25 protein-coding genes are annotated in these 25460 nt (G+C 73.5%); 16 read left to right on the forward strand and 9 right to left on the reverse strand.

What is annotated here, in order from left to right; translation table 11 throughout:
• The first annotated feature begins 1 nt into the window (after position 1).
• From ACWEGE_RS07215 to ACWEGE_RS07235, 5 genes are all read left to right on the forward strand, one after another.
• Positions 2-1372 carry an MSMEG_0567/sll0787 family protein gene (locus ACWEGE_RS07215; RefSeq protein ID WP_449659548.1) on the forward strand — a complete coding sequence of 457 codons (1371 nt, stop codon included), beginning with the start codon at positions 2-4 and terminating at the stop codon, positions 1370-1372.
• Complete coding sequence (locus ACWEGE_RS07220) at positions 1369-2199, forward strand: carbon-nitrogen hydrolase family protein (protein WP_449659549.1); 831 nt, start codon at positions 1369-1371, stop codon at positions 2197-2199. The genes ACWEGE_RS07215 and ACWEGE_RS07220 overlap by 4 nt, the downstream gene beginning before the upstream one ends.
• The gene (locus tag ACWEGE_RS07225) at positions 2200-3030 is read left to right on the forward strand and encodes a carbon-nitrogen hydrolase family protein (protein WP_449659550.1); all 831 of its coding nucleotides are present in this window, start codon (positions 2200-2202) and stop codon (positions 3028-3030) included. It abuts the gene before it with no gap.
• Positions 3030-4076, forward strand: coding sequence for an MSMEG_0565 family glycosyltransferase (locus tag ACWEGE_RS07230; RefSeq protein WP_449659551.1), 1047 nt, complete (start codon positions 3030-3032; stop codon positions 4074-4076). Before ACWEGE_RS07225 ends, ACWEGE_RS07230 begins: the two co-directional genes overlap by 1 nt.
• A 247-nt stretch (positions 4077-4323) precedes the next feature.
• Positions 4324-5181 (forward strand): dienelactone hydrolase family protein, encoded by an 858-nt coding sequence (locus tag ACWEGE_RS07235; protein ID WP_449659552.1) that lies wholly within the window; start codon positions 4324-4326, stop codon positions 5179-5181.
• Positions 5182-5188: 7 nt separating this feature from the next.
• On the opposite strand, the gene melA is transcribed toward ACWEGE_RS07235, so the two are convergent.
• The 6 genes from melA to ACWEGE_RS07265 all read right to left on the reverse strand — a co-directional run bounded on the left by melA (position 5189) and on the right by ACWEGE_RS07265 (position 11622).
• Positions 5189-6496 carry an alpha-galactosidase gene (gene melA / locus ACWEGE_RS07240; protein WP_449659553.1) on the reverse strand — a complete coding sequence of 436 codons (1308 nt, stop codon included), beginning with the start codon at positions 6494-6496 and terminating at the stop codon, positions 5189-5191.
• Between the two features lie 36 nt (positions 6497-6532).
• The gene (locus ACWEGE_RS07245; RefSeq protein ID WP_449659554.1) at positions 6533-7432 is read right to left on the reverse strand and encodes a carbohydrate ABC transporter permease; all 900 of its coding nucleotides are present in this window, start codon (positions 7430-7432) and stop codon (positions 6533-6535) included.
• Entirely contained in the window at positions 7429-8406 is a 978-nt protein-coding gene (locus tag ACWEGE_RS07250) for a carbohydrate ABC transporter permease (protein ID WP_449659555.1), read from the reverse strand. The genes ACWEGE_RS07245 and ACWEGE_RS07250 overlap by 4 nt, the downstream gene beginning before the upstream one ends.
• 9 nt (positions 8407-8415) lie before the next feature.
• Entirely contained in the window at positions 8416-9681 is a 1266-nt protein-coding gene (locus ACWEGE_RS07255; RefSeq protein ID WP_449659556.1) for an ABC transporter substrate-binding protein, read from the reverse strand.
• A gap of 207 nt (positions 9682-9888) precedes the next feature.
• Entirely contained in the window at positions 9889-10704 is an 816-nt protein-coding gene (locus tag ACWEGE_RS07260; protein WP_449659557.1) for an endo alpha-1,4 polygalactosaminidase, read from the reverse strand.
• Positions 10705-10794: 90 nt separating this feature from the next.
• A complete protein-coding gene (locus ACWEGE_RS07265) occupies positions 10795-11622 on the reverse strand; it encodes a DeoR/GlpR family DNA-binding transcription regulator (RefSeq protein WP_449659558.1) in 828 nt (275 codons plus the stop codon).
• A 126-nt stretch (positions 11623-11748) separates the two neighbouring features.
• On the opposite strand from ACWEGE_RS07265, the gene ACWEGE_RS07270 reads away from it, so the two are divergent.
• The 6 genes from ACWEGE_RS07270 to ACWEGE_RS07295 all read left to right on the forward strand — a co-directional run bounded on the left by ACWEGE_RS07270 (position 11749) and on the right by ACWEGE_RS07295 (position 17198).
• Positions 11749-12873 (forward strand): SIS domain-containing protein, encoded by a 1125-nt coding sequence (locus tag ACWEGE_RS07270; protein WP_449659559.1) that lies wholly within the window; start codon positions 11749-11751, stop codon positions 12871-12873.
• The gene (locus ACWEGE_RS07275) at positions 12874-13830 is read left to right on the forward strand and encodes an N-acetylglucosamine kinase (protein ID WP_449659560.1); all 957 of its coding nucleotides are present in this window, start codon (positions 12874-12876) and stop codon (positions 13828-13830) included.
• 9 nt (positions 13831-13839) lie between these two features.
• On the forward strand, positions 13840-14766 hold the full coding sequence (locus tag ACWEGE_RS07280; RefSeq protein ID WP_449659561.1) for a DMT family transporter: 927 nt from the start codon (positions 13840-13842) through the stop codon (positions 14764-14766).
• Positions 14763-15677 (forward strand): 1-phosphofructokinase family hexose kinase, encoded by a 915-nt coding sequence (locus tag ACWEGE_RS07285; protein WP_449659562.1) that lies wholly within the window; start codon positions 14763-14765, stop codon positions 15675-15677. Before ACWEGE_RS07280 ends, ACWEGE_RS07285 begins: the two co-directional genes overlap by 4 nt.
• A complete protein-coding gene (locus ACWEGE_RS07290; protein WP_449659563.1) occupies positions 15674-16498 on the forward strand; it encodes a class II fructose-bisphosphate aldolase in 825 nt (274 codons plus the stop codon). The genes ACWEGE_RS07285 and ACWEGE_RS07290 overlap by 4 nt, the downstream gene beginning before the upstream one ends.
• 358 nt (positions 16499-16856) lie before the next feature.
• Positions 16857-17198, forward strand: coding sequence for a VOC family protein (locus ACWEGE_RS07295; protein WP_449659564.1), 342 nt, complete (start codon positions 16857-16859; stop codon positions 17196-17198).
• A gap of 294 nt (positions 17199-17492) precedes the next feature.
• Here the strand turns inward: ACWEGE_RS07295 and ACWEGE_RS07300 are convergent, their stop codons facing one another.
• A complete protein-coding gene (locus ACWEGE_RS07300; RefSeq protein WP_449659565.1) occupies positions 17493-17912 on the reverse strand; it encodes a YkvA family protein in 420 nt (139 codons plus the stop codon).
• Positions 17913-18151: 239 nt separating this feature from the next.
• Positions 18152-18463 (reverse strand): hypothetical protein, encoded by a 312-nt coding sequence (locus ACWEGE_RS07305; protein WP_449659566.1) that lies wholly within the window; start codon positions 18461-18463, stop codon positions 18152-18154.
• 218 nt (positions 18464-18681) lie between these two features.
• Here ACWEGE_RS07305 and ACWEGE_RS07310 point away from each other — a divergent pair, with 218 nt between their 5' ends.
• The gene (locus ACWEGE_RS07310) at positions 18682-19086 is read left to right on the forward strand and encodes a hypothetical protein (protein WP_449659567.1); all 405 of its coding nucleotides are present in this window, start codon (positions 18682-18684) and stop codon (positions 19084-19086) included.
• A gap of 7 nt (positions 19087-19093) precedes the next feature.
• Here ACWEGE_RS07310 and ACWEGE_RS07315 read toward each other — a convergent pair whose 3' ends face one another.
• The gene (locus ACWEGE_RS07315) at positions 19094-20152 is read right to left on the reverse strand and encodes an NAD(P)-dependent alcohol dehydrogenase (protein ID WP_449659568.1); all 1059 of its coding nucleotides are present in this window, start codon (positions 20150-20152) and stop codon (positions 19094-19096) included.
• 6 nt (positions 20153-20158) lie between these two features.
• Between ACWEGE_RS07315 and ACWEGE_RS07320 the strand changes: the two genes are divergently transcribed.
• The 4 genes from ACWEGE_RS07320 (at position 20159) to ACWEGE_RS07335 (ending at position 25396) form a co-directional block, all read left to right on the forward strand.
• Positions 20159-20950, forward strand: a complete 792-nt coding sequence (locus tag ACWEGE_RS07320; protein ID WP_449659569.1) for an SDR family NAD(P)-dependent oxidoreductase — start codon at positions 20159-20161, stop codon at positions 20948-20950.
• Between the two features lie 77 nt (positions 20951-21027).
• Positions 21028-21897 (forward strand): branched-chain amino acid ABC transporter permease, encoded by an 870-nt coding sequence (locus tag ACWEGE_RS07325; protein WP_449659570.1) that lies wholly within the window; start codon positions 21028-21030, stop codon positions 21895-21897.
• A gap of 8 nt (positions 21898-21905) precedes the next feature.
• Positions 21906-24407, forward strand: coding sequence for an ATP-binding cassette domain-containing protein (locus tag ACWEGE_RS07330; RefSeq protein WP_449659571.1), 2502 nt, complete (start codon positions 21906-21908; stop codon positions 24405-24407).
• Complete coding sequence (locus ACWEGE_RS07335) at positions 24407-25396, forward strand: acyl-CoA dehydrogenase family protein (RefSeq protein ID WP_449659572.1); 990 nt, start codon at positions 24407-24409, stop codon at positions 25394-25396. Before ACWEGE_RS07330 ends, ACWEGE_RS07335 begins: the two co-directional genes overlap by 1 nt.
• The last annotated feature ends 64 nt before the right edge of the window (positions 25397-25460 follow it).

Consider the following 25460-nt stretch of genomic DNA (forward strand, 5'->3'; position numbering starts at 1 on the left):
CGTGGACCACGACATCCTCGCGCTGCTCGGCGACGTCCGCAGCGTCGCCGCGCGCCCCGCGTTCCACATCGAAGAAACCGATCACCGGGGCCTCGAGGCGTACCGCGCACTGCGCCACGAAGCGTTCGTGGCGCGGCAGGGCCTGTTCGCCGGGCACGACCTCGACGACCACGACACCGACCCGCGCACGATCGTGCTGGTCGCGCGGGACACCGCGGGCGACGTGCTCGGCGGTGTCCGGCTCGGCCCGGCCACCGGCGGTCCCGATCTCGGCTGGTGGCGGGGCGGGCGCCTGGTCGTCGCCCCCGGCTCGCCGTCCGGGATCGGCTCGGCCCTGGTCCGCGCGGCCTGCGCGCGAGCCGAGGCCGAGGGCGTGCTGCGGTTCGAAGCGACGGTGCAGCCCCGCACCGAAAAGCTGTTCGCGCGGCTCGGCTGGCGGCGCCTGTGGCCGGTGACCGTCGCCGGCCGTGCGCACGTGCTGATGCGGTGGCCGATCGGCCGGATCGCCGAGCTGGCGTGGTCGGCGAAGGCCGCGCTCGGACCGCTGCTGCGCGGGCTGACCGGCGTGCCCGGCTTCGTCGGCGACGACGGCGTCCCGCTGCCGGGCACCGACGTCGTCGCCGCCTGCGACGCGATCGTCCCGGCCATGGTCGAGCGCGACCCGGAGTGGGCGGGCTGGTGCTCGGTGCTGGTCAACCTCAACGACCTGGCCGCGATGGGCGCCACGCCGACCGGGCTGCTCGACGCGCTCGGCGCCCGCGACGCGTCCTTCGCCGCCCGTGTCCTCAGTGGACTGCGGAAGGCGAGCCAAGCCTACGGCGTGCCGGTGCTCGGCGGGCACACGCAGTTCGGCGTCCCGGCGTCGCTGTCGGTCACCGCGCTCGGCCGGACCACCGACCCGGTCCCCGGCGGGGGCGGGAAGCCAGGGCAGCAGGTCTGGCTCACCGCCGACCTCGGCGGCGGCTGGCGGCCCGGCTACACCGGACGGCAGTGGGACTCGACGAGCTTCCGCCGCACGCCCGAGCTGCGGGACCTGCTCGGTTCGGTGGCCGGGGCGAGACCGGCCGCGGCCAAGGACGTCTCCATGGCCGGGATCGCCGGCACCCTCGGCATGCTCGCCGAGGCCTCCGGCTGCGGCGCGGTGCTCGACGTCGAGCGCGTGCCACGACCGCCCGGAGCGTCCACAGGGGACTGGCTGACCTGCTTCCCGGGCTTCGCGATGCTGACCGCCGGCGCCCCGGCCCCCGCCGGGCCCGCGGTCACCGCGGCCTGCGGCGAGCTGGTGGCGGGCACCGGCGTCACGCTGCGCTGGCCGGACGGCGAACTGACGCGCGCCATCGACGGCGGCGTCACCGGATTGGGGAACTCATGACGACATTGAGAATGGCCGCGGTCGCCGCGCCGTTCGACCGCGACCTGGAAGCCGACTTCGGCCGCATCGAGAAGCTGGTCGGCGAGGCGAAGGCCGAAGGCGTCCGGCTGCTGGCCCTGCCGGAGGCCGCGCTCGGCGGTTATCTGGCCAACCTCGACGGCGGGGCCGAAGGTCCGCCCGCGCTGGCCGCCGACGGCCCGGAGCTGCGCCGGCTGGCCGCGCTGGCCGGGGACCTGGTGGTGACCGCCGGGTACTGCGAACTCGACGGCGGCCGCCGCTACAACTCCGCGGTGTGCGTCAGCGGCGACGGCGTCCTCGGCCACCACCGCAAGGTCCACCAGCCCCTGGCCGAGAACGCCAGCTACGGCGCGGGCGGGGAGTTCGCCGCGTTCGACACGCCGGTCGGGCGGCTGGGCATGCTCATCTGCTACGACAAGGCGTTCCCCGAGTCCGCGCGGGCACTGGCCCTCGACGGCGCCGAGATCGCCGTCTGCATGTCGGCCTGGCCCGGCAGCCGGACCAACCCGGCCGCCGACCTCGCCGACGACCGCTGGAAACGCCGGTTCGACCTGTTCGACCGGGCCCGCGCGCTGGAGAACCAGATCGTCTGGCTCTCGGCCAACCAGTCCGGCACGTTCGGCGACCTGCGGTTCGTCGCGAGCGCCAAGGTCGTCGACCCGGGTGGCGAGATCCTCGCCGACACCGGCGTCGCCGAGGGCATGGCCATCGCCGAACTGGACGTGGCGGAGGCGCTGGCGACGGCCCGGCGGTCGATGGGACACCTGGCCGACAGACGGCCCGACGCCTACCCGGTTAGTGTCCCGTGAATGGGGCAGATCCGCATCGCCGCCGTGGCCGCGCACTTCGGCCGCGACCTCGGCTTCGACCTGCAGCGCATCACGACGCTGATCGACCACGCCCGCTCGGCGGGCGCCGCGCTGCTGGTGCTGCCGGACGCGGCCCTCGGCGGCTACCTCGCCGACCTGCGCCACCCGGACCCGGACGCGCTCCCGCCGGCCCTCGACCCGGACTGCGCGGAGCTGAAGACCATCGCCTCGCTGGCCGCGGAGATGGTCGTCTGCGTGGGCTACTGCGAGGCCGACGGGCCGCGGCGGTACAACTCGGCGGTGTGCGTGACCGGCGACGGGGTGCTCGGCAGGCACCGCAAGGTCCACCAGCCACCGGGGGAGAGCGTCGCCTACCAGCCGGGTGACCGGTTCGCCGCGTTCGACACCCCGGTCGGGCGGCTGGGCATGCTGATCGACTACGACAAGACCTTTCCCGAGTCGGCCCGGTCCCTGGCCCTCGACGGCGCGGACATCGTCGCCTGCCTGAGCGCGTGGCCGACCAGCATCACCAACCGGGCGCCGCGGATGGCCCAGGACCGCCAGTCCCGCCTGTTCGACCTCTACGACCAGGCGCGGGCCGCGGAGAACCAGGTCGTGCTCGTCTCGTCCAACCAGACCGGTGCGATGGGCGGGATGCGGTTCCTCGGCCAGGCCAAGGTCGTCGGGCCCGGCGGCGAAATCCTGGCCCGCACCTGGTCCAAGGCCGGGATCGCGGTGGCCGAGCTCGACGTCGGGCAGGAACTCGCCAACGCCCGCCGCGTGCTGCACCACCTGGGGGAGCGGAAACCGTCGGTGTACCGGGAGGCCTGATGCGCATCGCCCTGCTGAGCTACTCGACCAAGCCCCGCGGCGGGGTGGTGCACACGCTCGCACTGGCCGAGGCACTGGCGGAACTCGGCGAGGACGTCACCGTGTGGACGCTCGGCCGCGGTGGCGACGCGGGGTTCTTCCGGCCGGTCGACCCGCGGGTGCGGCTGGCGGTCGTCCCGTTCCCCGACCACCCGGGCGAGTCCGTTGGCGAGCGGATCCTGCGGTCCATCGCGGTGCTGCGCGCGGCGTTCACCCCGGACGCCTACGACGTCGTGCACGCCCAGGACTGCATCAGCGCGAACGCCGTCGACCGGTGCGTCCGCACGGTCCACCACCTCGACACCTTCACCACCCCGGAACTGGCGGCCTGCCACGAACGCGCGATCGTCACGCCGTACGCGCACATCTGCGTGTCCGCTTCGGTCGCCGCGGAGGTCCGTGACGGCTGGGGGATCGAGGCGGCGGTGATCCCCAACGGCGTCGACTACGACCGCTTCGCGACCGCCCGCCCTTCGCCCGCGCGGGGCCGGTACGTGCTGGCGGTCGGCGGGATCGAGCCGCGGAAGGGCTCGCTGGACCTGCTGGAGGCGTTCGCGCTGCTGGCCGAGCCGGACCTCCGCCTGCTCATCGCCGGCGGTGAGACCCTGTTCGACTACCGCGACTACCGCACGCGCTGGGAGAAACGCGCCGCCGAGCTGGGCATCGCGCCGGTGGTGCTCGGCCCGGTCGGCCACGACGAGCTGCCGGCACTGGTGGCTTCGGCGGCCGTGTTCGCGTTCCCCTCCACCAAGGAGGGCTTCGGGCTGGCGGCGATGGAGGCGCTCGCCGCCGGGGTCCCGGTGGTGACCCGCGACCTGCCGGTGCTGCGCGAGGTCTTCGGCGGGGTGGCGCGGTTCGCGGCCGATCCGCCGGGACTGGCCCGGGAGCTGCGGGCGGCGCTGGGTGGCGTGGACCCGGCGCCGGGGCGGGCACTGGCCCGGCGGTACACGTGGGCGGCGGCGGGCGAGGCGCACCGGGCGTTCTACCGGAGCCTGCGTCGCCGGTAAGTTTCAGTCCCTTGCGTCGCACGCACATGTCCGTGAACAGGCCGCTTCGACGGGATCGACGCGGCCGGTCCGGCGCCGGGTTGTCGCGGGCCCGCCGCGGCCGCTAGCGTCGTCCCGCACGCGGATGCCGGCTTCCCGGCACGGCCCGCTCTCCCTCCCTCGGCTTCCGCGCGACCGAAGCGGGGCAAGCCCGGTGAACCCGCGGCTTCGGCCTCTCGCGTTCGTAGTCACCCGAGGAGGTAAGGCAATGCGACGCGTTCTCACCCGAGCCGTGACCACCGCCGCGGCGGTGCTGAGCCTGCTCGCCCCGGCGGCGTCCGCCGCGGCCGGCCCGTACCAGCGGGGGCCCGATCCCACCCTCGCGAGCGTGGCCGCCGCGTACGGGCCGTTTGCCACCGCGCAGGCGAAAGTGCCTCCCGGCAACGGGTTCAACGGCGGTTACGTCTACTACCCGACGGACACGAGCCTGGGCACGTGGGGTGCGGTCGCCATCGTGCCCGGCTACTCCGCCCTGTTCGCCAACGAAGAAGCCTGGATGGGCCCGCGGCTGGCGTCCTTCGGGTTCGTCGTCCTCGGCATCGAAACCAACAGCCGGACCGACAGCGCCGACGCCCGGGCCACCCAGCTGCTCGCGGCGCTCGACTACCTGACGCAGAAGAGCCCCGTGCGCACCCGGGTGGACGCGAACAGGCTGGGCGTGATCGGGCATTCCGCGGGCGGTGCGGGCGCGCTGCTCGCGGCGTTGCGGCGCCCGTCGCTGAAGTCCGCGGTGGGACTGGCACCCGGTTCGCCGGTGGGCAACCTCGACCTGGCGGGCGACCGGGTGCCGACGATGTTCATCGCCGGGCAGCGCGACCCGGTCGTCACCCCGGCCTACCTCGACAAGCTGTGGGCCACCCTGCCGGCGGCCCTGAAAAAGGCGTACGTGCAGATCGCCGGCGTGGACCACCTGTTCGCGACCCGGCCGAACACCGTCGAGATGCGCACGCTGGTCCCGTGGCTCAAACTGGCCCTCGACCAGGACACCCGGTACGCGCCGTTCTTGTGCCCGACCGTGGCGGACGCCACCGGGATCTCGATGTACCGCAGCTCCTGTCCACTGTAGCCGCCGGTCAGCCGCCGAGGACGGCACGCAGGCCGGGCTGGAGCCGGTCGCCGTGGGCGCGGACCAGCTCGTCGCACAGCTCGAAGATCCGCTCGACCGGCAGCGTGGCGGCCGTCGCCGGGTCGGTCATCGCCGCGTGGCGGACGTGGCGGGGATCGTCCTCGACGGCCGCGCGCACCACGAGGTCGTTGACGCTCAGGTACGTCCGGTTGAGCGCCGCGAGCTGGGGTGGCAGCGCGCCGATCCGGGTCGGGCGGACGCCGGTCCCGTCGACCAGGCACGGCACCTCGACCACGCCGCCGGAGGGCAGGTTCTCGATCAGGCCGCGGTTGACGACGTTGCCGTAGACGGTGCGCGGGGTGCCGGTGACCATGCTGTGGACGATCTGCGGCGCGTACTCGCCGGTGCCTTCGACCGGCAGCGGCTCGTCGGCCGCGAGCGCCCGGCGGGTCCGTTCGTACGCCGCTTCGTTCTCCGCCACGATGCCCAGGTAGTCCCCGATCGGCAGCCGCAGGCGTTCGATCTCGCTGTCGTGCCTGAGGTACCACGGCACGTACTCGGCGGAGTGCTCGCTGGTCTCCGTCGGGTAGTAGCCGAGCCTGCGCAGCATGTCGAACCGGACGCGCCGCCGCAGCTGCCCGTCGGAGGCGGCCAGCTCGCGCAGCCGCGGGTACAGGTCCGCGCCCGCGTGCTCGAACCGCAGCACCCAGGCCTGGTGGTTGACGCCGGCCGCGACGTAGGTGACCTCGTCGAACGGCACCCCCACCAGCTTCGCGAGCCCGTGCACCGTCCAGTAGACCGAGTGGCACAGCCCGACGACCCTGGTCAGCCCGGTGGCTTCGCTCAGGTACTGGACGTTCATCGCCATCGGGTTCGTGTAGTTCAGCAGCCACGCCTCCGGGCAGACCTCGGCGATGTCCGTCCCGAGCTCCTTGAGGAACGGGAACGTGCGCAGCGCCCGGAAGATCCCGCCGATGCCGAGGGTGTCGCCGATGGTCTGGTGCAGGCCGTAGCGCTCCGGCACCTCGAAGTCGGTGCGGGTCGCCGCCGCCATCCCGATCTGGACGATGTTCACGACGAAGTCCGCGCCCGACAACGCTTCCCGGCGGTCCGCGTGCGCGGTCAGCACCGGCTTGACGCCCCGGGCGGCGGCGATCCGCTCGGCCGCGGCCAGCGCGGTGGCCAGCCGGTCCGGGTCGACGTCGTGCAGGGCCACGTGGAGGCCGTCCAGCTCGGGGTAGGCGAACAGGTCCGCGAGCAGGCCCTGGGTGAACACGACGCTGCCCGCGCCGACGAAGGTGATCTTGGCGGTCATCGAAAGATCCGATCCGGTTCGTGTGAAGGGGACGCCTCAGCCCTTGAGCCCGCTGGAGGTGACCGACTGGATGAACGTCTTCTGCGCGCCGAGGAAGGCCAGCAGCACGGGCAGCACGGTGATCACGTTGCCCGCCATCACCGCGGCCCAGTTCGTGTGGTGCTGGCCCTGGAACGTGGTGAGCCCCAGCTGCAGCGTGTAGGTCGTGTCGTGGTTGACCGCGATCAACGGCCAGGTCAGGTCGTTCCAGGTGCTCAGGAACGTCAGCACGGCCACCGTGCTCAGCGCGGGCCGCGACAGCGGCACCACGATGGTGAACAGCACGCGCAGCCGCGAACAGCCGTCGATCCACGCCGCTTCTTCGAGCTCCCGCGGCAGCGACAGGAAGAACTGGCGCAGCAGGAACACCGCGAACGGCGTCACCAGCGACGGCACGATCAGCGCACCGAGGGTGTCGATCAGGCCGAGCCGCTTCATCACCAGGAACGTCGGGATCATGGTGAGCTGGAAGGGGATCGCCATCGTCGCGACCATCAGCGCGAGCAGCGCCCGCGAGCCGGTGAACCGCATCCGCGCGAACGCGTAGCCGCCGAGGGTGCCGAACAGCAGGTTCGACGCCACGGTCACCGCCGAGACGATCAGCGAGTTCGTGAACCAGCGCACGAACAACGCGTTCTCCAGGACGTAGCGGTACCCCGAAAAGTCCACATGGGACGGCCAGAGCGCGGGCGGGAACCGGTTGATCTCGGTGTTGCTCATCACGGAGCTGAGCAGCAGCCAGACCAGCGGTGCCGCGAACAGCAGCGCCAGCGGCACGAGCAGCAGGTGCCAGGGGCTGAAGGGCAGCCGGGGCCGGCGCAGCACCGGCAGTGCCGCGCGGGTCGTGGCCACATCGAGGCGGGCGGGCCTGGTCGGCTGGGTGGGCTGTGTGGTCATCGCACTGCCCTCCCGGGCCGGCGCAGCACGCGGACGGCGACCACGACCACCAGCAGCGCCAGCGCGAGCACGTAGGCCGACGCCGCGCCGTAGCCCGCCGTGAAGTTCTTGAACGCCTGCTCCCAGACGAAGTAGACGATGACCGTGGTCGACCCGAGGGGGCCGCCCTTGGTCGTCACGTACACCAGGTCGAACACCTGCAGCGAAGTGATCAGCTGCCACAGCACGAGGAACGCCGTCACCGGCGTGACCGCGGGCAGCGTCACGTGCCGGAGCACGCGCCACGTCCCGGCGCCGTCCAGCCGCGCTGCCTCGACCAGCGACGGTGGGACGTCCTGCAGCGCGGCCAGGTACACCACGACGCAGAAGCCGGTGCCGCTCCACAGCGTGATGCCGACCAGTACCAGCAGCGCCTGCGCCGGGTCGGTCAGGAAACCCTGCGGCGACACGCCGAGGTGGTGCAGAGCTGAGTTGGCCGCGCCGAACTGCGGGTCGAGGATGAAGGAGAACAGCACGCCCTGGGCCGTCGCCGACAGCACGAACGGCACGAACACGAGCGTCCGGTAGACGCCGGCCAGGCGGATGCGCCGGTTCAGCGCCTGCGCCAGCAGGAACCCGAACAGGATGCTGAGCGGGACGTAGAGCACCGTGTACAGCACGGTGTTGCCCACGGCCTGGGCGAAGTGCGGGTCCTGGGCCAGCGCGTCGTAGTTGTCCAGGCCCACCCAGCGGCTCGGGGTCACCAGGTCGTCGGCCTGGAAGGACAGCACGAGCGACCAGGCCACCGGCACCACGCCGAGGCCGAGGATGATGAGCACGGCGGGGGAGATGTAGGCCCACGCGGCCGCGGTTTCGCGGCGCTGCCTCTGTCGTGCCGGTGTGACCGAGCCCTTCGCGGGTTCCGGGCGGCGGCGCCCCCGGTCCGACGCGGAGTCTCGGGGTGGCAGGGTGATGGGCCTCGGCAGTCCGGGCATGGCGGCTCCCTATCGCGGAATGATCAGGGCGGCGTTCGCGGCCGCGGCGCAGTCGCGCATGGCGTCGGCCGGCGTCGCCCGGCCGAGCAGCACGGCGACGATCGCGGTGCCGAGCGCCGCCGACACCTGCGGGTAGGCCGGGTGCACCGGCCGGACGCGGGCGTCGTCCAGCGCGTCGACGAAGACCGGCAGCCCCGGGGTGCCGTCCGTCTTCTCCTGCCACGCGGGCAGTTGCTGCGTCCGGCGGCTCAGCGGGAGGCTGCCCGCGCCGTCGTCCCAGCGGACGTCCTGGGCCGGGTCCGCCAGCCAGGACAGGAACGTGCGGGCCGCCGCCACGCGTTCCTCGCCGTTGTCGAACAGCGTCCAGGTGTCCGGGCCGGAGATGGTGACCGGGCGGCCGCTGAAGCTCGGCAGCGGCACCACCGCGTAGTCGACCCCGGCGTCGGCGATGTCGGGCAGCTGCCACGGGCCGGTCGGGACCATCCCGATGTGCCCGGCCTGGAACGCCTGGTACATCTGCTCGCTGCCGGTCTTCGGGTCGAGGTAGACCGACTTCGCCGCGGCGAGGTCGCGGACCACCTCCAGGGCTCGGACGCCCTGGTCGGCGAACCCGATGCCGCGCCCGCCCCGGCCGACGACGTCGCCGCCGAGGTCCCACACAATCGGCCACAGCCGCCACACGGTGTCCTCGTCGCCGGTGGCGGGCCAGGCGGTGCCGAAGGTGCCGCTGCCCGGATCGGTGAGCTTCTTCGCCGTGGCGACGAAGTCGGCCCACGTCCAGCCCGCGGCGGGCAGCGGGATCCCGGCCTGGTCGAACAGCGCCTTGTTGCACACCACGGCCAGCGAGTCGAGCAGCGCCGGGACCGCGCGGACGCGGCCGTTGACGGTGACCGCTTCCCGGGCGGGTGCCCAGAAGCCGGGGCCGGCGTCGACGAGGTCGGTGACGTCGACGACGCTGGGGCTGCGCGCCACGCTGGCGAGGTCCGAGCCGAAGACGTAGGCGATGTCCGGGAACGACCCCGACGCGAGCGCCGCGGTGATCTTCTGGAGCATCGCGTCGGCGAGGACACCACCGCCCAGGTCGATCCGGATCCCGGGGTGGGTGCGGTGGAAGTCCGCGACGAGCTCGTCGAGCACCTTCTTGCCGGTGTCGGTCTGGCCGTGCCAGACCTCGACCGTGACCGGGCCCCCGGTGGCCCGTGCCGGACCGCAGCCGGCGAGGGCGGCACCGAGGGCCAGACCACCGGCGCCGCGCAGGAATCCGCGGCGGTCCATCAGCTTGTCTTGCCGGGGAACGGAAAAGACATCATCGCCGACTCCGGATGATGGTGGGCACGACCCCGCCTCGGACTCTCGCGTCCTGGCGACTCGGTCCGGGCTCGCGGTGGAACCGACATACCGGCTGGGCGTACCTCTGACGTCGGTGCTCCCGACGTGGACAGCAGTAAAGCGAGCGCACCCGAAGGTGTCAAGACGAGCGGGTCAGCAGGTCTTGCGCACGTACCCGCTGGTTCCCTGGGGCACCACGTACAGGTCGCGGCGAACGATGCTGATCTTGTTCTTCCACTCCGGGCAGCCCTTGCTCATGCCCGAAGCGGTGTACTCGACGTCGACGACCCGGTTGTTGAACGGGCCGGCGTAGGCGTCGCACTCCTCGTATTCGCCGCATTCCTCGGTGACGGCGAAGTCGAGGCCGTTGGCGACCCGGTTGCCGGCCAGGTCCGGGGTGTTCTTCTGGGCGATGGCGAGGTTCTTGCCGTGGGCGCGGGCGGACAGGAGCTTGATGTACTCCTGCGCGTGCGTGGTGGTGAGGAGGTTCTTCGACCGCGAGTAGCTGTCGTAGTTGTCGGGCTCGATCGCCTGGTACCCCTTCGAGGCGCAGGTGTCGATCCAGCCGCCGACCTTGGCCGCGACCCGGCTGCGCTTGTCGGCCGTGCGCAGGTCGAGCAGCGTCTCCTTCCAGTCCGGGTCGACGACCTTGTTGCCGTTCGAATCGCGCAGCAGCAGGTCGCTCGGCCAGTCGCCGTCCGCGCCCTCCTGCGCCTGGAAAGCGTTGAGGTAGCAGATGTTGTACTTGCCGCTCGCCGGCGCCGCCGAGACGTCGCGGCTGACGATCTGCACGCCCGAGGGCGGGGTGTAGGCGCCGCCGATCTGGTAGTCGAACCCGGCGGCGAGCGGCGGGAGGGTGACCGCGGCCGAGGCCGGTGCGGCGACCGCGGCGAGCGTGGCGGCGGCCAGCGCGCCCGCCGCCGCGAGAGAAGCGAATCGCCGGCCGTGGACGGGGAGAGAACGTGTCATCCGGACTCCATCATCGTCGGGGCTGTCGACGGCGAAAGGTAGGCAGGACGGCCACCGCGGTCAACGAAACGCGCATTCGCGATGAGCGTTTCACCGGTCTTCGGCGGCGGCTTCGGCGGCGACTTCCGCGGCGACCTCCACAACGGTGACGCCGACGCCGGCCCGGCGGATGGCCGCGACCGCGCCCGGTGCGGCGGAGGAGTCGGTGATGACCTCGTGCACGTCCTCGATGTCACCCATGCGGGCGAGGGTGGTCCGCCCGAGCTTGCTCCCGTCGGCCAGCACGACCACCCGCTGGGCCCGGCCGAGCATGGCGCGGTTGGTCCGGGCCTCGTTCTCGTCGTGCGTGGTGATGCCCGCCGTCGCGTCGATGCCGTCCACGCCGACGAACGCCGTGCCGACGCTGATCGAGGCCAGCACGTGCTCGGCCCACGGCCCGACCAGCTCGTAGGACTGCGGCCGGGCGACCCCGCCGACGACGACCAGCTTCAGCCGCGGGTGCAGGGCCAGGTCCATCGCGATGTTCAGCGCGTTCGTGACCACCGTCAGATCCGCCCGCCCCGGCAGTTCCCTGGCGAGTTCGCTCGTGGTGGAGCCGCCGGTCAGCGCGATGACGTGCGGCCCGGACGGCAGGGTGCGGATGGCCGCCTGCACGATGGCGCGCTTGGCCTCGCGGGACCGGTTTTCCCGGTAGGGCGGCGGCACCTCGTTCGTGCGCCCGCGGGGCCGCGCGCCGCCGTGGGTGCGGGTCAGCAGCCGCTGTTCCTCCAATTTGGCCAGATCGCGCCGCAGGGTGGCGGCGGAGACGCCGAGCCGGGCGCTGAGCTCGCCCACCTGCAGCGAGCCGGTGTCCGCGAGCACGCGCAACAGCTCCGAGAGCCGTTCGGCCCGGGTGGTGCGCCGTTTCCGCGTGGGCATGGGCCGAGCTTACGACAGCGGGCGAAACGCTCAATCCGAATGCGCACTTGGACATCGAGCCTTGCCCCGGCGCGCCGGAGCGGGTGACTCTCCGGGAGTACGTCCCGGAAATCGGAGGCAGCACCTATGCACAGCAGCGGGCGGTGGCCCGGCGACAGCCGGACCGCGCGGGAGATCGAGCAGCAGCCCGCCACCTGGATCCGGGTGGCGGACGCGGTGCGGCGGGCCCGGCCGGAGATCGACGAGCTGATCGGGCTCCCCGGCCGGCGCATCGTGCTCACCGGCGCGGGCACCTCGGCGTTCGCCGGCGAGGTCGTGGCCCGCGATCTCGCGCTCCACCTCGGCCGCCCGGTCGAGGCGATCGCGACGACGGAGATCGTCGCCGATCCGCGTGCCGTGGTCGTGGACGACCGGCCGATCCTCCTGGTGTCCTTCGCGCGCAGCGGCAACAGCCCCGAGTCCGTCGCGGCGGCGGACCTGCTGCAGCGGCTCTCGCCCGGGCTGCGGCACCTGGTGATCACCTGCGACGCCCGGGGAGAGCTGGCGCGGCGGTGGTCCGGCGTGGAAAACGCGGTCGTGGTGGCCCTGCCGGACGAGGTCAACGACCGGGGGTTCGCGATGACGTCCTCGTTCACCGGGATGGCGCTGGCGGCCTTGCTCGCCTTCGGCCTGGACGTCGACGTCGAAGCGCTGGCGCGCGCCGGGGCGGCCGTGCTCGACGCCGCCGCGGAACACGCGCTGTCGATTTCCGGCGCCAAGCCGGGCCGGCTGGTGTTCCTGGGCTCCGGGCCGCTGCACGGGCTGGCCCGGGAGGCCGCGCTCAAGTGCCTCGAGCTGACCCGGGGCGAGGTGGTCGGCATCGCCGATTCGTCGCTGGGCTTCCGGCACGGGCCGAAGTCGGTGCTCGACGAGCGCACCATCGCCGTGGTCTTCCTGTCCACCGACCCGTACGCGCGGCGGTACGACGTGGACATCGCGCGCGAGCTGGTGCAGGCACTCGGCGAGGACCGGGTGGTCGTGGTCGGCGACGGCACCGGCACCGGGGGCGCCCGGGTTTGGCCCGTGCCCTCGCCGCCCGGGCTGCCCGTGGCCGGCTACGCGCTGCTCGCCGTCATCGCGGCGCAGACCACGGCGCTCGCGTGCTCGCTCGCGCTGGGCATCGCCCCGGACAACCCGTTCCCCGGCGGGGAGGTGAACCGCGTCGTGCAGGGCGTGGTCATCCACGATTTCGCGGCTTCGGAGGTGGGCTGAGTGTTCCTCGGTGTCGACGGCGGCGGGACGAAGACGGCGTTCTGCCTGGTGGGTCCGGACGGCCGGGTGGTCGCGGAGGCCAGGACCGCGAGCGTGTACTACCTGAGCGAAGGCCTGCAGATCGTGGAACCGCTGCTGCGTGAAGGGATCGGCGAAGTGTGCCGGGCCGCCGGTGTTGCGGTCTCGGACATCGCGTACGGCTTCTTCGGCCTGCCCGCCTACGGGGAGATCAGCGCCGACGTCCCGGAGCTCGACGCGGTGCCCGCCCGGATCCTCGGTACCCGCAACTACCGCTGCGGCAACGACATGATCTGCGGCTGGGCCGGTTCGCTCGGCGCGGTCGACGGCATCAACGTCGTCGCCGGCACCGGCTCGATCGCCTACGGCGAGCACGACGGCAGGCAGTGGCGCGGCGGTGGCTGGAGCGAGCTGTTCGGTGACGAAGGCTCCGGCTACTGGGTCGCGATCCAGGGCCTGAACGCGTTCAGCCGCATGGTCGACGGGCGGCTGCCCGCCGGGCCGCTCGTCGGGCGGATGCGGGCGGAGCTCGGCCTCGCCGCCGACTTCGACGCGATCGACGTCGTCGTGAACCGGTGGCGGGGCGACCGGGGCCGGATCGCGAACCTGAGCAAGGTCGTGGCGCGGGCCGCGGACGACGGCGACGCGGTCGCGACCGGGGTGCTCCGGGAGGCCGGGCGCGAGCTCGCGCTGCTCGTGGACGTCGGCCGCGTGGCGCTCGAATTCGAAGCGGCGCACCGGGTTCCGGTGTCGTACTCCGGGGGGATGTTCGGTTCGGCGCACGTGCTGGCGTCGTTCCGCGACGCGCTCTCCCTCGAGTACGACCTCCGTGCGCCGCTGCTGGAACCGCACATCGGTGCCGCGCTCTACGCGGCACGCCTGCACGGGCACCCGTTGCGGGCCGACCAAGTCCACGTGTCCGCACCCGTGCCTCGCTGAGGAGCCGAGATGACCGGATCAGGTGTGCCCACCCGCGGCTGGATCCCGTACGCGGGACTGCTGGTGGTGTTCTGGGGCGTCTGGGGAGCCATCTCCAGCCTGCCCACCAAGCTCTACGCCTACCCCGACCCGATGGTGTACGTGGTCTGGGCGCTGACCATGCTCGTGCCCGCGTGGTTCTCGCTGCGGGGCAAGAAGTTCGACCGCGGCCGGGCCGCCGCCGGGTACGGGCTGCTGATCGGGCTCACCGGGGCGGGCGGCCAGCTCGTGTTGTTCAAGGCCCTCACCATCGGGCCGGCCTACGTGATCTTCCCGATCGTCGCGCTTTCGCCCGCGGTCACGGTGCTGCTGGCGTTCGTCGCGCTGCGGGAACGCCTCGGCGGGTGGTCGTGGGCCGGCGTGGTGCTCGCGCTCGTCGCCGTCGTCCTGTTCTCGGTGTCCACAGGGGACGGTGGCGACGGCGGCTGGCTGTACCTGGTGCTGGCCGTCGGCGTCTGCGTGGCGTGGGGCGTCCAGGCGTTCTTCATGCGCAAGGCCGCGCTCGCCGGCGTGGACGACGCTTCGACGTTCGGCTGGATGACGATCAGCGGGCTGCTGCTGGTGCCGGTGGCCGTGCTGATGATGGGCGGGCTGCCGCTGGGGTTCCCGTGGCAGGCACCCGCGCTCACCGCGGGGACCCAGCTGCTCAACGCGGTCGGCGCGCTGTTCCTCGTGATGGCGATGAGCCGGGGGAAGGCGTCGATCGTGGCGCCGGTGACCAACGCGCTCGCCCCCGTGCTGACCATCGTCCTGTCGCTGCTGTTCTTCGGCGCCGCACCCACCGGGTTCCAGCTCGCGGGCATCGTGCTGGCCCTCGCCGGCTCGACGCTGATGGTGTACCGCGCGGAGAAGAGCGGGGAACCGGTGCCGGTCACCGCGGCGGACGCGGCACCGTGAAGCGGATCCTCACGGTCACGCTCAACCCCGCCATCGACGTGACCTACCGGGTCGGCGCGCTGCACCTGGGCGGGACCACCCGGGTGTCGGACGTCCGCTCCCGTGCCGGCGGCAAGGGCGTCAACGTCGCGGCGGTGGTCCGTGAGCTCGGTGGTGAGAGCCTGGTGCTGGCGCTGACCACGACCCGGACGCCCGACGAGTTCCGGATCGGGCTGGACGAGCTGGGCCTCGCGCACCGGCTCGTCCCCGCGCTGCCCGCGGTGCGGCGGACGGTGGCGGTGGTGACGCCCGCCGACGGGACGACGATGGTGCAGGAGGCGGGCCTGCCGGCCGGCGGGACGGCGGAGGCCGGCATCCTCGACGCCCTGCGCGCCGAGCTGCCGGCCGGCGCCGTCGTGATCTCCGGGAGCGTGCCCGAGGGGCTGGGCGCCGACGTCCCCGCGAAACTGGTCCGGCTGTGCGCCCGGAACGGTGTGCCGGTCATCGCCGACGTCTCCGGTGCCGCCCTGCGCGAGGCCGCGGCGGGCGGGGCGGTGCTCATGCCGAACGAGGACGAACTGGCGGAACTGGCCGGCCCCGGCCTCGAAGCCTGCGAAAGCCTGGTCGCCGCGGGAGCGGCGGCGGTGGTGGCCACCTTCGGCCCCGAAGGCGCGATCGCCGTGACACCCCGGGGTGCCTGGCGCGCCCGGCCCGCCGAGGTCGTGACCGGCAACCCGGCCGGCGCCGGGGACGCGGGTGCCGCCGCGCTCGCCGGGCACCTGAGCGAGGAGTCCGAAGTGGACTGGCCGGTGGCGCTCGCGGACGTCGTCGCCACGTCGGCCGCGGCGGTGCTGCGGCCGGTCGCCGGCGAGATCGACGTCACGGCCAGGAACCGCTGGATCCAGGATGTGAAAGTGGAGAGGATTCGATGAACTGGGCCGCTTTGCTGGACGACCTGCGGGCGCAGCGGCGCGCGATCGGGGCGTTCAACGCGATCCTGATCGAGCACGCCGAAGCCGTCGTGGCCGGCGCGGAGCTGTGCGGGCTCCCGGTGGTCCTGCAGATCTCGCAGAACGCCGTCCGCTACCACGGTGCGCTGGCGCCGTTCGCGCTCGCTTGCCTGCGGCTGGCGGAGAACGCGACGGTGCCCGTCCTGGTCCACCTCGACCACGTCGAGGACGAGGAGCTGATCCGCGAGGGCCTCGACCTGGGCATCACGTCGGTGATGTTCGACGCGGCCGCGCTGCCCTACGCCGAGAACGTGGCCAGGACGAGGGCGGTCGTCGAACGCTGCCACGCCGCGAACTGCCGCGTCGAGGCCGAGCTGGGCGAGATCGGCGGCAAGGACGGCGCCCACGCCCCGGGCGTCCGCACGGACCCGGACGAGGCCCGCGAGTTCGTCACGGCGACCGGCGTGGACTCACTGGCGGTGGCCGTCGGCTCGTCCCACGCCATGGCCGACCGCAGCGCGGTGCTCGACGAATCCCTGATCGCCGAGCTGGCCGCCCGCGTCCCGGTGCCCCTGGTGCTGCACGGTTCGTCCGGCGTCCCCGACGACGGCCTGCGCGGGGCGGTGGCGAGCGGGATCGTCAAGGTCAACATCGGAACCCGGTTGAACCAGGTGCTCACGGCGTCGGTGCGCTCGGCGCTCGGGGAGCAGGAGACGCTCACCGACCCGCGCCGCTACCTGGCCCCCGGGCGGGCCGCGGTCCGGGACGAAGTGGCCCGGCTGCTCACGTTGCTGGCGAAATGAGGGCGGTCGAGGCGCGCACCCGCCGCCGACGAAGGGCATGAGACCGGCTTTGCCCGGCAGTTCGTTGGGAAGGTTACGGAGTCCATCGACAAGCCGCTGGAGTACGACGTCCCGGTCGATTCCACTTCGGACGGTTCGGCGCCGATCGACGGGCTCGTGGAACAAGCGCAAGGGCGGCAACGGCTGCGGCACCTCACGTTCCAGTGGTCGGCGTCGGGCAACGTGGTGATCGGCAACGACATCGACCCCGCCTCCGGAACCTCGGCTGACCGGACGTCCCGACGAGCCGCACCGGGCGCGGGCGTTTGCGCCGCACCCGGTGCGGCCCGATGCTGGAGACACACTTCGAGGAGGCAGGATGCCCGCGATCCACCACGTTTCCGTCGTCGTCGACGACCTGGAGCGGTCGGCAGGCTTCTACGAACGAGTGCTGGGGTTCCGGCGCCGCACCGACCGCCCCGGCGACCTCGGGCCGGGTGCCTGGCTCGACGTCGGCGGCCAGCAGCTCCACCTGATCCAGGGCACCCCGCCGACGGCGCGGGGGCAGCACTTCGCGGTGCTCGTCGACGACCTCGACGCCGAGGTCGGGCGGCTGCGCGCGGAGGGGATCGACGTCAGCGACCCGGTACCGATCGGCTCGGCGCGGCAGTCCTTCCTCACCGACCCGTCGGGGAACGCGATCGAACTGCACGGCGAATAACCGCCGGCCGGCAGCCACGGGCCGGGAAGGTCCGGGGTGCGTGCCCGCGCAGGCCGACGGCGGCCAGGTCCATGGGGAAGCCGGCTGATCTCCCGGCTCAGCCGTTGTCCGGCCGGGTCATGGCGGCGCCCACCGGCGCGGTGAGGCGGGTCGTGGTGCGGCGGCCGGCCGCGGCGACCGTCTCGCCCGCCGCCCCGACGGCGGGTTCGATCACCGCGGCGGGCCGCCGCCCACCCGGGACGGGGCCGCATCCGAAACCCCGTCGCCGGGTGGACTGCCCACCCGGGCGCGTTCTCAACCGTCGGGCCGGATGCCGGTCAGGCGGGCCAGTGCGGCGAAGCCGTCTTCGGTGCCGGGCCAGTGGGCGCGGACGGCGTCGATCCCGGCGCGGCGGACGACCCCGCGCAGGACGGCGGTCACGATGATCGCGTCGTCGGCGTAGCCGAGGACGGGGATGAAGTCCGGCACGAGGTCGATCGGAAGGGCGAGGTAGGCCAGCAGCAGCCCGAGCCGGACCCGGACGCCACGGGGGAGCGTCCTGTCGGCGGCCAGGCGCCGGATGAGCCGCAGGACGTCGGGCAGCAGCCGCAGGGCCTCCCGCAGGAGCCCGCCGCGGGGCCGGGCGACGAGCAGCGCGACGACGAGGGCCAGCCAGGCCAGCAGCAGCGCGGCGGCGACGCCGATCAGCAGGTCCCACCAGAACGCGCCGGTCACCGCTCCGGCACCGCTCGCAGCCGGGGTGCGGGCGCTTCGGTGTCGGGCAGCGGGCCCGGTCCGGGAGTCACCCCCGCGATGCTACGGCCGCGCTCCCGGGCTCCCGCATACCTTGGCCGACCGATGTCCCGATCCGCCGACTCCCCGCACCGGAAGCCGGTGCTGCAGAGATCCTGCACGACGAAGAAAGGAGCTTTGCCGACCTAACCCCCCCCGCAGGAGCCCGCCGGGCGGGTGGGCTACGCCGGGGTGCCGCCGCGCTCCCACGGCCGCTCGCCGTCCAGGAAGCCGGCGATCCAGCGGTGCGCGGTCGCGCAGACCTCGGCCTCGGTGCCCCGGCGGTGCTCGACGACCTCGCCGTCGGCCCACAGCATGAGGGCGACCGCGCCGGGGCGGATCGGGGTCAGGCCGACCAGCCGTCGGTGCCCGTTGCGCTCGACGACCCGCTCGGCGGTGAGCCACTGGCCGGTCGTGCCGGTGCGGGTGACCGTCCACGCCGGATCGGCGGCGAGGTCGGCCACGGACCGGGGCACGAGTTCTTCGGATCGCACGCCGGCCAGCTTCGCACGGCAACCGGCCTCCGGTGAGCCACGGGTGAATATCGGATGAACAACAGCCGGCCGGAGATCGACGACCGGCGCGCCGACCTGGCTGTTCCGCGCTCGTCGGCCGGTCGGCCCGGTTTCCGCGGGCCGGCGGCGGTGCCGCTACCGGCAGGTGATCCACTACGGTGGGCCGCAGCTGGGGGCCACGACCGCAGGGAGCCGTCATGCCGACCCTCACCACGGTGGCCGACTGGACGATCACCGCGTCCGGCGACACGGCGACCTTCACCCACGCCACCGACGGTGGCCACTGGGCGCCGCGGGTGTGGAGCGGCCGGGGCCTCGCGATCGCCGAGGGTGACCTCGCGGCCTTCGACAAGGCGCTGGGGGAGGTGCTGAAGCTGCCCGTCTACTGGCTGGCCCGTTCCCGGCGCGGCGACAGCGCGGCGGGGGAGGCGGCCGTCTGGTCGCCGCCGCGGTACGACCCGGCCGACGAGTTCGTCTACCTCACCGGTCCCTGCCGGACGGCCGCGCCCGCTTCCGGCTACCGGCCCGCTCCGGCGTTCGACATCGACCTGGTCCACCTGCGGGGCCTGCGGATCAGGGTCGCCGCGTACCGGGCGGGCTGAGCGCCGGTCAGCCGGGCAGCAGCACCGCCCGGCCCCGCACGTGCCCCTCCCGCAGGCGCCGGAACGCTTCGGCCGCCGCCGTCAGGGGGAACTCCTCGGTTTCCACGCGCAGGTGGCCCGCCCTCGCCAGGGCGATCACCTCCCGCAGCTCCCGGACGCTGCCCCAAAACGGGAGCGACACCGACGCGCCCTGCGGGAGCCGGCCCGGCTTGGCGATCGTCAGCTGTCCGCCGCCGCTGCCGACGAGCACCAGGTCGCCGCCGGGGTGCAGAACGGCGGCGCCGATGGCCAGCGTCGCGTCGCTGCCCACGAAGTCGAGCACCGCGTCGGCGCCGCCGCTCTCGCGCCGGAGGACGGCCGTGGTGTCCGCCCTGGCGAGCAGTGCCCGGTGGGCGCCGGACCGGTGGGCGAGCTCCAGCGCCTCTTCGCGGACGTCGACCGCGAACACCCGGGCCGCGGTGCGGGCCCGCAGGAGCTGGATCGCCACGTGCCCCAGCCCGCCGACGCCGATGACCACGACCGTGGCGTCTTCGGGCAGCGTCAACCGGGCCACCGCGTGGTACGGCGTGAGCCCGGCGTCAGTGAGCGGGGCCGCCTGCGTGGCGGCGAGGTCGCCGATCGTGACCAGGTGCCGCGGGTGCGGGACGAGCACGTGGCCCGCCATGCCGCCGTCACGGCCGAGCCCCGCGCCGGAGAAGGCCAGCTCGGCCCGCCGGTGGCAGTAGTTGTCCTCGTCCGCCGCGCACCGGCGGCACGTGCCGCAGCCCCACGGGCCGTGCACGGCCACGCGGTCACCGGCGGCGACCCCGGTGGCCTCGGGTCCCCAGGCCACGACGTGCCCGGCGATCTCGTGGCCGAGGGTGAACGGCAGCCGGTAGGGGAACGCGCCCGGTGCCGCGTCGAGGACGTGCAGGTCGGAATGGCAGATCCCGGCGGCCTCGACGCGCACGAGCACCTCGGTGCCGCCGGGATCGGGCGCGTCGACGTCGGCGAGGGACGGCGGCTCGCGCCACGCGGCGAACCGGAGGGCGGGGGTCTTGCGCGGCGCACTCACACCACCGACCATACAAAAATGAACTCAGTTCAGGAAGCGGGACGGGCCTGCGAAGTGGCCCTCGTGACGGGCGCGGGATCGGGCATCGGTGCCGCGGTCGCGCGGAAACTGGCCGGTGCGCGGCACCTCGTGCTCGCCGACCTCGACGCCGCGGCCGTCGAGCGTGTCGCCGCGCCGCTGGCGAACGCGCGGGCGGCCGAGGTGGACGTCGCGGACCCGGACCGGGTCGGCTGGCTCGTCGGGGGGATCGAGCGCGACCACGGCCGGCTCGACGTCGTCGTGCACGCGGCCGGCGTCGACGATCCGCAGGCCAAGCAGTGGATCGCGGACGCGTGGGAGGCCGGGCGGCCGCCGGAGGTCACGGCCGGTCTGGACGTCCGGTCGTGGCGGCGCGTCATGAGCGTGAACCTCGACGGGACCTTCCACGTCCTGCGGGCCGCGATCCGGGTGATGGTGCCGCGGCGCACCGGCTCGGTGGTCGTCGTCGGCTCGTCGTCCGCCTTCGACGCGCCGGCCGGCTACCCGCACTACTCCGCGTCGAAGGCCGGGGTGCACGCACTGGCGCAGGCGGTGGCGAAGGAGGTGGTCCCGTTCGGCGTCCGGGTCAACGTGGTGGCGCCGGGGCCGACCGAGACCGGCATGGCCGCGCGGACCCCGGACGCCCTGCGCCGGGCGTTCACCGGGTCCGGCGGCGGTGCGTACGCGACGCCCGAGCAGATCGCCGACGTGGCGGTGTTCCTGGCCGGCGAAGGGGCGGCCAACCTGGCCGGCTCGGTCGTGCTGGCGAACGGCGGCCGCTTCACCGCCTGACGGGGTTGCCAGGCCACGGCCGGGCGGCTACCGTCACCTGAACTGAGTTCACTTCGTCCTCAAGGGAGAGGGTAGACGTGGATCAATTCCTGCTCGTGCTCGTCAGCGGGATCGCCAGTGGCGCGATCTACGGCCTGATGGGCCTCGGCCTGGTGATCGTCTACCGGGCGACGGACGTCGTGAACTTCGCGCTGGCCAGCCTCGCCACGCTGGGTCTCTACGCCGCGATCACGTTCCACGACAACGGCGCCGCGGTGCTCGTCGGCGTGCTCGGCGCCGTCGTGGTGACCGTCGTCGCCGGCCTGCTCGTCCGCGAGGTGGTGATCCGGCCGCTCGGCCAGGGCCGGCTGTTCGCCGCGCTGGTGGTGACGATGGGTGTCGCGCTCATCGCCGAGAGCGTGATCGGCTCGCTCTGGGGTACCCAGCCCAAGTCGTTCCCCAGCATCGTCGACGGCACGGTCCGCGCGGGCGGCCTCGCCGTCCCCGCCCAGAGCCTGCTGACCATCGCGGTGGCCGGGGTGGCGATGGGCCTGGTCGCCTTCCTGTTCGGCCGGACCACCACCGGCTCGGCGATGCGGGCGGTGGCCGAATCCGCCGACACCGCGCAGGTCGTCGGGATCGGCGCGCAGCGGATCGCCCGGCTGGCCTGGGCGCTGGGCCTGGGGCTCGGCGCGCTCGCCGCGTGCCTGTACGCGCCGAAGGCCGGCCTGGCGCCCACCGTGCTGTCCGCGCCGCTGTTCCGCGCGTTCGCCGGGATCTTCCTCGGCGGCCTGAACAGCATGTACGGCGCGGTCGTCGGCGGTCTGGTCGTCGGGGTGCTGGAGAACTTCGGCGCGAGCTACGTCTCGGCGAGCTTCCGCGACACCTTCGTCTTCACCTTCACCGTCCTCGTGCTGCTGATCCGGCCGCAGGGCCTGTTCGGCACGCGCACCTTCCAACGGGTTTGAGGTACGCCATGACCTTCCTCGGCTCCCGGGTGGCGCGAGCCCTCCTCGGGCCCCTCGCCGCGGTCGCGCTGATCGCGGTGCTGAACTCCGGCGTGGTGCCGCCGTACCAGGCGTATTCGGTGGCACTGGCCGCCGTCTACACGATCGTCGTGCTCTCGGTCGGCCTGCTGGCCGGGTGGTCCGGCGTCTGGTCGGTCGGGCACCCGGCTTTCTTCGCGCTCGGCGCGTACTTCGCAGCCTACGGCAGCAGCCACGGCTGGTCCCTGGAAACCGTCGTCGCCGGCACGGTCGCGGCGAGCGCGCTGCTCGGCGGCTTCCTCGGCTACGCCGGCGCCCGGTTCTCGACGCTCTACATCGCCCTGCTCACGTTGGCGTTCAGCCTGGTTTCCCTGGAGGTGATCAACCGCTGGACCGACGTCACCGGCGGCGACCAGGGCGTCCCGGTGTCGCAACTGGACACCCTGGCCGGGGTCCTGCCGAGCGGGGGATCAGAGGCGCAGGCCGTCGCCGTCGCCGCGGCCGGGGTGTGCCTCGCGGCCGCCGTGCTGGCCAAGGGCTCCGCGCTGCGGATGCGGCTGGTGGCCGCGAAGTCGCACCCGCTGGTCGCCCAGTCGATCGGGATCGCGCCGGAGGCCCAGTCGGCCCTCGCCTTCGCCGTGAGCGCGGCGTTCACCGGGTTCGCCGGGGTGCTGCTGGGGCTGCTCAGCGGGTTCGTCAGCCCCGATCCCTTCTCGCTCAACCTGGGCATTTCGCTCATCGCGTCCTGCGTGCTCGGCGGGGTCGGGAGCGTGCTCGGCGCCGTGGTCGGCGGCGGCTACCTCGCCTGGTCGCCCACGCTCGCCTCGTCCGTCGGCCTGCCCCAGCCGGTGGTCCAGGGCCTGGTCCTGATCGCCGCGCTGATCTTCCTGCCGAGCGGGGTGGTGCCGTCGCTCGGCAGGCTCGCCCGGAAGCTGGTCCGGCCGCCGCGCCCTCGTCCGGTGACCGCGCCGGAGGCCGGCGTCGTGCGCCGGATCCCCGAGCAGGCGCCGTTGCTGACCCTGCAGGACGTGTCGGTGCGCTTCGGCGGGCTGAAGGCCTTGGAAGGTGCGTCGCTCTCGGTCCGCCGCGGCGAGGTCCTCGCGGTGATCGGCCCGAACGGCGCCGGCAAGACCACGCTGATGAACGTCCTCTCCGGACTGATCGGCGGCGGCAAGGTCACCGGCACCGCGGAGTACGCCGGTGAACAGCTGCTGAGCAGCCGGGCCACCGCCCGGCGGCGGCTCGGCATCGGCCGCACCTTCCAGCACGCCGAGACGTTCGACGAGCTCACCGTCGCCGAAAACGTGCTCTGCACGCACCGCCGGATCACGGCCCGGCACCGGCGGGTCGCCGGCGAGCTGCTCGCCCGGGTCGGCCTGGCCGACGTCGCCGACCGGTACCCGGCCGAGCTGCCGTTCGGCCTGCAGAAACGCCTCGACCTCGCCCGGGCGATGGCCGAGGAGCCCGCGCTGCTCGTCCTGGACGAGCCGTTCGGCGGCCTCGACGCCGACGAGCGCGCGACCGCGGCGCGGCAGATCGAACGCCTCCGGGACGGCGGCGCCGCGGTGCTGGTCATCGACCACGTGCTGGACGACCTGTTCGCCGTGGCCGACCGGGTCGTCGCCTTCGACTTCGGCAAGCCGATCGGCGAAGGCGCGCCGGACGAGGTGCTCCGCGACAGCGCCGTGCAGGCGTCCTACCTCGGCACCACGACCGCCCGCGCGGCCCTTCCCGCCCGCGTCGAGGACAGCCCGGTCGTGCTCCGGCTGACCGGCGTCGAGCACCACTACGGCGGGGTCGCCGCGCTGCGCGGTATCGACCTGGACGTCCACGAGGGCGCCGTCCTCGGCATCGTCGGTGCGAACGGCGCGGGCAAGAGCACCCTCGGGCGCGTCCTGCACGGCTCGCTGCGGCCGTCCGGCGGGACGCGCGAGGCGAGCGACACCGGCGTCCGGACGATCCGCACCAGCCTGGTCCCGGAGGGCCGGGCCCTGTTCAAAACGCTGTCCCTGCGCGAAAACCTCGAAGTAGCCGCCTACTCCGCGGGGCTCAAGGGGGCGGCTCTGCGGGCGAAGCTGGACGAAACGGCCGAGTGGCTGCCGCCGCGGCTGCGCGATCGCCTGTCGGTGCCCGCCGCCGGGCTCAGCGGCGGCGAGCAGCAGATGCTCGCCATCGCCCGCGCGCTGATGGCCGGACCGGACGTCCTCGTCGTCGACGAACCGGCGCTCGGGCTCGCCCCGGCGCTGGTCGACGAGGTGTACGCCCGGCTCGGCGAGCTGGCCGAGGGCGGCCTGACCGTCGTCCTGCTGGAACAGCTGCTGAGCCGGGCCATGGCGACCTGCCACGACGTGGTCGTGCTGCACGAAGGCGTGGTGGCCGCGCACGGCCCGGCGGCCGACCCCGCCTTCGCCACCCGGGCCGAGTCCGCCTACTTCGGCGGCGAGCACGCCGTCGCGCTGGGCGTGCGTGACGTGACGACGTTGGAGGCGTGATGCCGATCGATCCGGCGTGGGTGACCGAAACCCCGGAACAACGCGAACTCCGGAGCGTGACCAGGGACTTCTTCGCCGCGCACGGCGGAGACCGGAAGCGGATGGCCGCCGAGCTGGGTGTCCAGGGCCTGGCGATCCCCGAGGAGCACGGCGGCGCCGGGTACTCCTTCGCCGAACTGGCGGTGGTGCTGGAGGAGGCGGGCCGCGCGTTGTGCGCGGGCACGCTGCTCCCGACCGTCGTCCTGGCCGCGCACACCCTGCTGCTCAGTGGCGACCAGCGCTACCTGCCCGGCATCGCCGACGGCTCCCTGACCGCGACTGTCGCCTTCGACGGCGACGTCCAGGCCCGCGACGGAACGCTGTCGGGCACGGCGGGCTTCGTCCTCGACGGCGCGGACGCGGACCTGGTCCTCGTGCGGGCGGGGGACCGGCTGTACGCCTGTGAGCCCGTGTCGAGAACCCCGTTGCGGGTGCTCGACGAAACCCGGCCGCAGGCCCGGCTGGAGTTCCGCGACAGCCCGGCCACGCCGATCGGGACCGCGGACATCGTGCCGCGCGTGCTCGACGTCGGCCGGGCGGCGCTCGCCGCCGAGCAGCTCGGCGGCATCGGGCACGCCCTCGACGCGACAGTGTCCTACGTGGAGCAGCGACGGCAGTTCGGCAGGCCGATCGGGTCGTTCCAGGCGGTCAAGCACCGGCTCGCGGCGCTGCTGGTGGAGTACGAAGCCGCGCGCTCGGCCGCGGCGTACGCGATCGCCTGCGTGGCGACCGGTTCTCCGGAACTCCCGGTGGCGGCCGCGGCGGCGGCCACCGTGTGCACCGGCGCCTACCGGCTGGCGGTCGCCGAATACGTCCAGCTGCACGGGGGAACCGGCTTCACCTGGGAGCACCCGGCCCACCGGTACGTGCGGCGCGCCCGCGCGGACGAGGTCCTCTTCGGCACCCCGCAGGACCACCGCGCCCGGATCGCCGTCGCACTGGGACTTTAGCCACCCGGACGCGGGTTGACAGCGGGCCGGCCCGACCTATTCAATCAAACTGAAGTCAGTTCAG

The organism is Amycolatopsis sp. NPDC004747 (genome assembly GCF_053601335.1).